Consider the following 8,278-nt stretch of genomic DNA (forward strand, 5'->3'; position numbering starts at 1 on the left):
TCAGGTCGCGGGGGAAATCGAAGACGCTTTTTGTCTTACCGAGACGAACTGGTAATAGAGAAGGAGGCCTTGGATCACGAGCATGTTGGTGAGGAGGAAGAAGATCGCTTCCTCGATGGGAAGGAGGTAGATACCGAGACCTGTGCTCATTTCAGGATTGATTGTCCATATCCCGAGCTTGAGAGCGATTAGATCGACCACCCAGAGGTAGGCGGTTGGCCCGATCAAAGCGGGAATTGCTTGGCGTCGCATGAGCACGAGGGTACCTCCCCCATATCCCCACTGAAAAGCAAGTATTGGGCAGGCCCATACCAGAATTAGTGATAGGTATCGGAAAGGTAGCTCTCCTTTGAGCAAGAGGAATAGACCCGCCACCGAGAGGAAAATAAATACACCGCATCCAATCAAAGCCGGCGTTCCTCGCGAAAGTGGGCGGGAAAGAAGCTCGATGCTTTCTGGGGCCTTTGCCAAGAACCAGAGTAGAAAGCCAGCCGTCATGAACGGCTGAAGAATGAAAAACAGGTACTCCTCGAATGGGACGTATCCTATAATAGCAGCTTCGATTACCCGGTCTACGCCGTAGTACCAGACCCCCTGTTGCACGAGGAAATTGTCCCACGGGGTGGTGTAAACGAAGGCAATAATGGCCAGAACGAAAGTTCCTGATCGCGCACCAGGCAATGGGAAGGGTCCTCTCTCCCAACGAAGAAGCGCTACCACGAAAATTACGGGTAGGATAAAAACGAAGTGAAAGAGAAGGTAGGACATGCTTTGTTGCCGATCTGGGATTCGGGCGTAGGGAGTCGATTGGTGATACGAAAAAAAGTTATAGGGGATTCGGATAGCGCGACAACCGGGAATGTTTTGAAACACGAACAAGAGGCAATCACCGCTGAATGGACTCTTCTTCCCGAGTCAGGATTCTTAGTGATGATTAGAATCTCTGCCTGAGATTGCGTAGACGCCCTGAATTTGTCTCGATTGGGAATTCATGAAAAAACGGTGCCAATGGTGTGGGGATGATCCGCTTTACCAACACTATCATGACTGCGAGTGGGGAGTGCCGATCCATGATGATCGCTTACTCTTCGAATTTTTGATTTTGGAAGGAGCTCAGGCGGGTCTTAGCTGGCTAACGATTCTCAAAAAGCGACAAGGTTATCGCCGTGCGTTTCACGATTTTGACTGGGACCGGGTAGCCCGCTTCACCGAGGAGGATATCAAGCAGCTTCAATCTGATGAGGGAATCGTGCGGAATCGTCTGAAAATTCAATCAGCAGTCGCGAATGCGAAAGGAGTTTTGAAAATCCGGGAGGAATTCGGGTCGCTGGATTCCTATCTGTGGCAATTCGTTGGAGGGCGTCCGATTCAAAATGCATGGAAAAGTGCGGAAGAGGTTCCAGTCAGCACAAATGCTTCGGAGCAGATGAGCGCTGAACTGAAAAGGCGTGGCTTTCGTTTTGTCGGACCTACGATCTGCTATGCTTTCATGCAGGCGGTCGGGATGGTCAACGACCACACGGTCGATTGTTTCCGGCACGCAGAGCTCTCCTCGAAGTAGGACTCGATCTATGTTGAACGGGGAGTGCTTCTTCAAAGGAGGCATGGCTAAAAAAGTTCTTGCACTCATATGGTGAACATTTGTATATTATCTGGGAATTGGCTGTTCTGGCCATTTTTTATTAACCAAAGTCGTACCTATCATGAATCATTCAGTTATATCCGGAAACCTTACGAGCGACATTGAGACCATCCAAGCGGGTGAGCACTCGATCGCGAAATTCTCCATTGCCTGCAACCAGGGCGAGCGAGCGGATTTTATTCCAATCGAAGCATGGAATATGGATCACTTGGCCGATCACATTGGAAAAGGTTCCAAAGTGCTTGTTTCGGGTGCCATCCGCCAGCAGCAGTGGGAATCCAAGGAGGGACAGAAAAGATCGAGGCTGGTTCTTAAAGCTTTCCAAGTGGAGTTTCTCGATCCTGCGAAAAGCCCCGAACGGGAAAATGCGAAGCGATCCGATGGTGGTCGATCCAGGCGTCGCGCGGCGTAAATCGAAGTTCGAAGGTTTACAGGCTTAGAGGCGTAACTCGATACGATCCCAAAGCTTGAGCGTTGCGCGGCTTCTTTGCACGCCTGCGCCAAATTCGACTGAATTGAGGCGAAGCCGTAGTGGAGGTTTCAAATCTACCCGCGTTGATCTTCTGATCGGTATTTTCGTTAGCTGCTGACCCACCGTTCGAGAGCAGCGGCGGCCTGTTTTGCGCCGTCTCCTATGCCGGGTTGTTTCGCGATTCTCTGGGCATTTTCTCGAAATTGGACGTTCTCTTGGGTGGCGCTCACCGTCTGGAAGAGCTTTCGGGGCCATCTGCGGTAGTGAAGTTTGGATCCGCAAGACAATGCTGCGACCGTCGACGCCCAAAAGTCCTGATCTGCAAAGTGAGGCACCACGATTTGCGGCTTTCCTGCCAGGAAGGCTGACGTTGTCGTTCCGGCTCCTCCGTGATGGATGATGACACTTGCCTTCGCAAAGAGCGGCCGATGGGGCGAGGATGGAATGAGGCGGATCTTGGAGTGGCCGGGAGGAGGCGGAGGCTCTGACCAACCGACTTGAATGTAGAGTGGCTGATCCGAAGGCCATTGCTGGTAAAGCTCTTCGAAGCGGCGATTTAACTCGGGATGGGCGACACTGCCGAAAGTGATCAAAGGTTGGTCGGAAATGGGAAGTGGATCGGATGTTTCCTCCTCTGCCACGATGCCTCCTTCCACAAATCCGGAAAAGATTGTATGACTAGGGAGTTGTTCAGGACTACCCTGATGCATGAAATCGGGAGTGAGGACGATTTGATTGTCCGTTGGGCACCTGAGCCAAGTCTCTAATCTCTGTTCTGAGTGACTGATGAGCCGATTGAGCTTTTTCACGACGTAGCGATCTGCCAGTTGGGTAAAGCGTTCATTCCAAAAGTTTCGGACCCGAGTGGGGAGTATTTTCGGAAGCCGGGGAAGAGCGGCAGGTGGATGCCCTGAGGATAGATACGTGTTTGTGCAGAAGTGCAGCGAGATTGAAGGGATGCCCGACTCCTTGGCGTAGTGGCCGTAAATCGGGAACAAATACGAGCACACCAATGCGTCTGCCCGGCTCAATTCATTGCGGAGGAGGGGGATGATGTCCGGTTGCCAAGAATCAACCACTCGAAACATCGCTTCTAGAAGAACCCGGTTGTTCCGGATCGATGAGAATTGTTCCATCAGCTGCACTTGTCGTCTTCGTTCCCCCTCGGGAGGAATTTGCACGACGGAGATCCCCTTACTTTCGGCAATACTTCGCCAGTATTCGCTGGTCAGCAGCGTAGCACCGTGCCCATCACGCACCACGGCTTCAGCAACTCGGATGACCGGGATGATGTCTCCGGTGGATCCGTGAGAGATGAAGACGAAATGAGCCATTTGAGGGACGAGTTATGAGTCAAAAAGCGCTTAATGTCACCCTGTCGATCAACATTACGGACGAATGGCTCGTTCAAAGAAAAGTTGCAGTTTAAAGATAAGTAATTCTAATGTTACCGATAAGCAGTAGGTGAACAAACCCGTCTGACTTGCCGGATTCTTGTTCCATTGAATTTTTTCTTTTCGATTGATGGGCGGTCGGCCTGTCTCCATTCTCAACTGTTTGCCTGCATTGCAGCCTTTACACTATGTCCGATTCTAATTCCCAGCCCCTGCCTCCATCGCCGCTGACTCCTGAACACCAGCAGGCTCTTTCGTCGCTAGCCTCTTCGTCTTCACCTGAGCAGATTGCATGGATGTCCGGCTACCTGGCCGGACTTCTTGGTGCGACGGGTAGTGTCCCGGCGGCAGCACCGGCTGCTGCATCGCAAGCCAAGGTCCCGCTGACGATCGTTTACGCTACCGAATCGGGTAATGCGGAGTCTCTCGCGGACGAAGCGAAAAAGCAGACTTCCAAGAAGGGGTTTGCCTCAAAAATTGTGGACATGGGCGAGATTGAGCCTTCGGACCTCGTAGAGAACGAGAACGTTCTCGTAATCGCAAGCACCTGGGGCGAAGGGGATCCGCCTGACCGCGCCACTGGCTTCTACGACAAACTACTCAATGAGGACGCTCCCCGTTTGGAGAAAACCAGATTTTCTGTCCTCTCTCTGGGAGACACCAGCTACGAGCATTTTTGCAAGTTTGGGAAGGACCTCGACACCCGCTTTGAGCAACTGGGCGGGCAAAGGTTTCATCCGAGGACAGATTGCGATGTGGAATTTGAGGAGCCGTTCCAAAAGTGGCTGGACGGAGCTGTCGATACACTCCTTAAGGACGTAGGCGCTCCCTCACCAGTCGAGGTTTCGGTTTCCGCGGGAGCGCAGATCCCATCGATTGCCGAGCCCTACACGAAAAAGAATCCGTTTCCGTCACCCCTTCTTGAGCGCGTCAACCTAAATGGGAAGGGTTCGGCGAAGGAAACCTGGCACCTGGAATTCTCCCTGGAAGGTTCTGGGTTATCCTATGAACCGGGAGACGCCCTGGGAGTGTTCCCCCAGAATTGTCCCCAGTATGTGGGGGAGTTGCTACGAGTCGCCGACCTGGATGGGGATGAACTCGTGAAGGTAGACGGAGAAAAATCATCGCTCCGAGCGGTCCTGTCCCGTAACCTCGACGTAACGAACCTCTCGAAGCCGATGCTGGAGAAGTATCAGGAGAAAGCTCAGAGCGATAAGCTGGCAAAGCTATTGGAAACGGGTGGGGACGAGTTGAAGGATTATCTTTGGGGGCGCCAGATTGTAGATGTCCTTGAGGACTTCCCGATCCGAGGCCTTGGACCGCAGGACTTGGCAGACCTGTTTCGCAAGCTTCCCCCGAGGCTCTACTCGATTGCCTCCAGCTTGAAAGCGCATCCGGATGAAGTTCATTTGACGGTGGCAGCGGTTCGCTACAACACCCACGGAAAAGCTCGGAAGGGAGTCTGCTCGACCTATTTCGCGGATTTGATTGAGCGTGGAGATACGTCTCCGGTTTATTTCCACACCAACAAAAACTTCCGCTTGCCAGACAACCCGGACACCCCCGTGATTATGGTCGGGCCGGGAACCGGTGTAGCACCCTTTCGTGCCTTTGTAGAGGAGCGGTTGGAATCCGGTGCCAAAGGGAAAAACTGGTTGTTCTTCGGCGATCAGCACTTCCAAAGCGATTTTCTCTATCAGCTGGAATGGCAGGACTACCTCAAGCAAGGGGTGCTCTCCCAGATGGATATTGCCTTCTCTCGTGACACCCCCGAAAAGGTCTACGTTCAGCACAAAATGAAGGAGAAAGCAAAAGAGCTTTACGCATGGCTTGAAGAAGGCGCGCACTTTTACGTCTGCGGAGATGCTTCGCGGATGGCGAAGGATGTGGCTACTGCCCTTCACGAAGTAGTCGCTGAAGAGGGTGGCCTCTCGGAAGACGATGCCGCGGCCTACGTGAAAACAATGAAGAAGGAAAAGCGTTACCAACAGGACGTTTATTGAGAGGCGTCCTTTTCACCGAAGTCTATGAGCAATCTGATCGAAGGCAGCAACTTCCACCAGAATGAGTCTATCAAGGAGAATAGTCGGTTCCTGCGTGGAACGATTCTCGAAGGTTTGGCGGATGAGGTGACGGGTTGTCTGGCTGCGGATGATACCCAGCTGACCAAGTTTCATGGGATCTACCAACAGGACGACCGGGATGCTCGCGCCGAACGTCGACGGAAAAAGTTGGAGAAGGCCTATAGCTTCATGATTCGGGTAAGGGTGCCCGGTGGAGTGTGCACGCCGCATCAGTGGCTCGAGATGGATAGGATTGCGCGCACCTACGCGAGTGGAGCGATAAAGTTGACTACCCGGCAAGCCTTCCAGTTCCACGGGGTGATCAAGAGCGTGTTGAAGCGCACGATGCGCGAGATCAACGACTCCCTTTTGGACACGATCGCGGCCTGCGGTGATGTGAACCGCAACGTGATGTGTAACCCAAACCCTTACGAGTCCAAGCACCACGGTGCGGCTCAGAAGCTTGCTCAGGACATAAGCGATCACCTGACTCCCGCGACGAAAGCCTACCACGAAATCTGGATGGACGGCGAGAAAGTTGCGGACTCGGAAGAAGAACACGAGCCGATCTACGGAAAGACCTACCTGCCAAGGAAATTCAAAACCGTAGTAGCCGTTCCGCCGATGAATGACGTCGACATTTTTGCGCACTGCCTTGGGTTCATCGCTATCGTCGAAAATGATGAAGTGGTTGGATACAATGTAACCGTTGGCGGTGGAATGGGTATGACTCATGGGAAAGAGGACACGTTCCCCCGGCTGGCCGAAGTCATGGGATTCTGCACACCGAAACAAGCCGTCGACGTGGCAGAAAAGATCGTCACCGTCCAGCGGGACTACGGCGAGCGCACCCAGCGACACCGCGCGAGGCTGAAATACACGATCGAGACCGTGGGTCTGAAGTTCTTCCGGGAAGAGGTTGAGCGGCGTTTGGGTTACTCCCTGGAAGAGGCACGACCCTTTGAATTTACCGGAACCGGAGATCGCTTCGGATGGTGCGAAGGGGTGGATGGCAACTGGCACTACGGACTTTTCGTCGAGAATGGACGGGTCATTGACCTTCCCGGAGTTCAGATGCTCACCGGCTTGCGGAAGATTGCTGAAGTGCACGACGGAGACTTCCGCTTGACCGCGAACCAGAATGTGGTGATCGGTCAGGTAAAGCCGGAAAATCGCGGGCAGATTGAGGCTCTCTTAGAGGAATATGGCCTGTCCAATGAGAGGGTTCGCACTGGGATGAGGTACAGCTCGATGGCCTGTGTGGCCTTACCCACCTGTGGGCTAGCCTTAGCAGAGAGCCAGCGGTTTCTTCCTGAGCTGGTAGACGACTTGGAGCAGGTGATCGAAGCAAATGGGCTTCGCAACGAGAACATTAAGATCCGGATGACGGGTTGCCCCAACGGGTGCGCAAGACCTTATCTTGGAGAGATCGGCCTGGTAGGCCGAGGACCTGGTGTTTACAACCTCTACCTCGGTGCAGGCTTTGGAGGCGAACGGCTCAACAAGCTCTATCGCCGTGATGTGCCGGAGAAACTATTGCTGAAGGTAATTTCACCAATCATTGAGGCCTATGCAAGGGACCGCGCGGAAGGCGAACCGTTTGGCGATTTCACAATCCGCGCCGGATACGTGCAAGCCACCGAACGCGGTTCCGAGTTCCACCTAAACCTGCCGGAAGAAGTCGACTCAGTCGCGTAGTAAATAGGGCGGGACGGTCTCTGTCTCGCTCCCGGAGTCTGGATCGATTCTTAGAACTTCCAAAGCCGCCAAAGTGAAAAGAATCCCCCACGGTGGCCTCGGTTCTCTGAACCGGGGGGAGTCAGCAAGCCTAAGTTCTCTCCAAACGCAAGCGGACCTCAAAATCCTGAGCCCGTCGAAGGTGTCGAGTGATTGGATGATGCACGATTATCGGAAAGGAGCATTTTCTACCATTTGCAGGAAAAGGGATTAGAAAAACCTTCGATCCGACCCAAACGCCTCTTGAGTCCCTAATGGATTCCGTACTTTATTGGAAATGCACCAATTACTTGTTGTGCAGAAAATAATGAAACAACTATTCGTCATATTCGCACTGTTGGGATGCCCATTTTTTGCTAGCGCATCAGGAATTATCACGAAGAGTGAAATTTTTTCTACCGAGCCTCCCGAAAGTTCGACATGGACGATTGAAAAGAATCTCGAAAACAACGGAATAGAATACTCGATACGATTCGATTTCACGAAAAAGGGAAATGGCACTATCTCTACTGTCGAGAATTCTTGGGTCGCGATTTACGATTCACATCAGGATCTCGAAACTTTCAAGGGAGGCCTGCTAAGGCAAGATTTCCACGATATTGATCAGGACGGATACAACGATCTGATTCTAGCTGGAATCAAGCAGATATGGCACGAAGAAGAAAATCTAGTCATCGACGAAGCGCCCGTTACTGTAGTGCTCCTGTTCGAACCGAAGCTCAAAGGGTTTCGACTATCCTACACATCAGAAAATTATGACTAAGCACAACCAGACAGTTGAGGTAACTGCGTTCAGCGCTCCGCGCTGAGACCCTTACCTCACTTCGACGTTCAGAAGAGAAAAATGAATTCGACCTCACCACGAAGAGCACAAAGGACACGAAGAAAGGAATGAAAGAAGAATCCATCCAACTGCAGGATAGTGGCTCCGCGTGCCCTGCGCCTCTGTGTGAGAATCGCATTTTGCATC

At 52.5% G+C, this 8,278-nt stretch carries 7 protein-coding genes; 5 read left to right on the forward strand and 2 right to left on the reverse strand.

The window, feature by feature from the left end:
- Entirely contained in the window at positions 1–768 is a 768-nt protein-coding gene (locus AAGJ81_14490; GenBank protein ID MEM0967352.1) for a lycopene cyclase domain-containing protein, read from the reverse strand.
- 223 nt (positions 769–991) lie between these two features.
- Here AAGJ81_14490 and AAGJ81_14495 point away from each other — a divergent pair, with 223 nt between their 5' ends.
- Positions 992–1,561 (forward strand): DNA-3-methyladenine glycosylase I, encoded by a 570-nt coding sequence (locus AAGJ81_14495; GenBank protein ID MEM0967353.1) that lies wholly within the window; start codon positions 992–994, stop codon positions 1,559–1,561.
- A 142-nt stretch (positions 1,562–1,703) separates the two neighbouring features.
- Entirely contained in the window at positions 1,704–2,054 is a 351-nt protein-coding gene (locus AAGJ81_14500; protein ID MEM0967354.1) for a single-stranded DNA-binding protein, read from the forward strand.
- Positions 2,055–2,221: 167 nt separating this feature from the next.
- On the opposite strand, the gene AAGJ81_14505 is transcribed toward AAGJ81_14500, so the two are convergent.
- Complete coding sequence (locus tag AAGJ81_14505) at positions 2,222–3,448, reverse strand: glycosyltransferase (protein ID MEM0967355.1); 1,227 nt, start codon at positions 3,446–3,448, stop codon at positions 2,222–2,224.
- Positions 3,449–3,696: 248 nt separating this feature from the next.
- On the opposite strand from AAGJ81_14505, the gene AAGJ81_14510 reads away from it, so the two are divergent.
- The 3 genes from AAGJ81_14510 to AAGJ81_14520 all read left to right on the forward strand — a co-directional run bounded on the left by AAGJ81_14510 (position 3,697) and on the right by AAGJ81_14520 (position 8,071).
- Complete coding sequence (locus tag AAGJ81_14510; protein MEM0967356.1) at positions 3,697–5,511, forward strand: assimilatory sulfite reductase (NADPH) flavoprotein subunit; 1,815 nt, start codon at positions 3,697–3,699, stop codon at positions 5,509–5,511.
- A gap of 24 nt (positions 5,512–5,535) precedes the next feature.
- On the forward strand, positions 5,536–7,269 hold the full coding sequence (locus AAGJ81_14515) for an NADPH-dependent assimilatory sulfite reductase hemoprotein subunit (GenBank protein MEM0967357.1): 1,734 nt from the start codon (positions 5,536–5,538) through the stop codon (positions 7,267–7,269).
- Positions 7,270–7,615: 346 nt separating this feature from the next.
- Positions 7,616–8,071: a hypothetical protein gene (locus AAGJ81_14520; protein MEM0967358.1), complete on the forward strand. Its 456-nt coding sequence runs from the start codon at positions 7,616–7,618 to the stop codon at positions 8,069–8,071.
- Positions 8,072–8,278 lie beyond the last annotated feature (207 nt).

The sequence above is a fragment of the Verrucomicrobiota bacterium genome, assembly GCA_038744685.1.
Taxonomy (GTDB): domain Bacteria; phylum Verrucomicrobiota; class Verrucomicrobiia; order Opitutales; family Puniceicoccaceae; genus Puniceicoccus.